General features: G+C 67.4%; 1 protein-coding gene. It reads right to left on the reverse strand.

Translation table 11 applies throughout. The annotated features are described in order from the left end of the window. Positions 1 to 129: FGGY family carbohydrate kinase (locus FQ705_RS03870; RefSeq protein WP_144138100.1), on the reverse strand; the 129-nt coding region annotated here is incomplete at its 3' end. Between the last annotated feature and the right edge of the window lie 291 nt (positions 130 to 420).

Raw genomic sequence — 420 nt, forward strand, 5'->3', positions numbered from 1 at the left:
GCCCGGGCGCGGATAGATCTGCTCGAACTCCTTCTGGGCGATCGATACGATGTTGCCCTGGCGATCGAACAGCATCGCGCGCGAGCTCGTCGTGCCCTGGTCGAGTGCGAGGATGTATTGATCCTGCATCTGTCTCATCTCCATTCGGTACGTAATTGTGATTCGCGCGGCCTTCGCGGCGGGGCGTGCTGCTCTCGATCCCGCGCGGCTTGCGGCCTGCCGCGCGTTTCTACCTTCGGTGCAACTTCTTTGTCTGGTTACCGTTCGGGCCGTCAGTGCGCGACGCGTCGCGCGGCGGGCTCGGCCGCCGGGGCTGCCTCGCCGCCTTGCGCGAACCAGGCGTCGATCGCGGCGGTGACCGTCTCCAGCGTGCCGGGCGCGACATGCAGGCCCAGCTTCGAGCGGCGCCACAGCACGTCG

Source organism: Paraburkholderia sp. BCC1884, assembly GCF_900996225.1.
Taxonomy (GTDB): domain Bacteria; phylum Pseudomonadota; class Gammaproteobacteria; order Burkholderiales; family Burkholderiaceae; genus Paraburkholderia.